The organism is Bradyrhizobium sp. Leo114 (assembly GCF_055229415.2).
In genome coordinates this window covers 1-472 of record NZ_JBUYEN020000213.1, presented here as the reverse complement: position 1 = coordinate 472, position 472 = coordinate 1, and the positions used below count along the sequence as shown (strand labels likewise).

At 64.8% G+C, this 472-nt stretch carries 1 protein-coding gene; it reads right to left on the bottom strand.

The window, feature by feature from the left end; translation table 11 throughout:
- Nucleotides 1-450, bottom strand: a 450-nt coding sequence (locus tag ACZIRK_RS45455; protein ID WP_474419876.1) for a transposase, incomplete at its 3' end; no start/stop codon positions are given.
- Nucleotides 451-472 lie beyond the last annotated feature (22 nt).

The window sequence follows — 472 nt, the reverse complement described above, 5'->3', positions numbered from 1 at the left end:
AATCACCGCGGGCGACAGGTTCGGTGCGTCCTTGCCCAGCAAGGCCGTCAGCGCCTCCTGGAAATCGCCGGTCGAGATGCCGCGCAGGTACAGAATCGGCAACAGCGCATCCAGGCTTCTGGTCCGCCGTGCCCACAGCGGCAGGATCGCCGAGCCGAACCGGATCCGCTCACTATCGCCGGCCGCCCCACGGTCGCGAATCTTCGCCCGCGCGACCTCGACCGGACCGATGCCCGTCGCAATCGTTCGCACCGGGCCGTAACCATGCCGCACGACACGGGCGCGTCCGTCGGCAAGCTTCAAATCCTTCATCGTGGCAAGAAAGGTCTCGACTTCGACCTCGACGGCCTGCGCCAGAAGCTGCCGCGCACCAGCACGCAGGATATTGGTCAGTGGATCGTCGATCTCGTCGGGCTGACGGAGCGGGACAATGTTGCTAGTCTCGTTCATGGCGTATCGCTCTCCTTGAGAG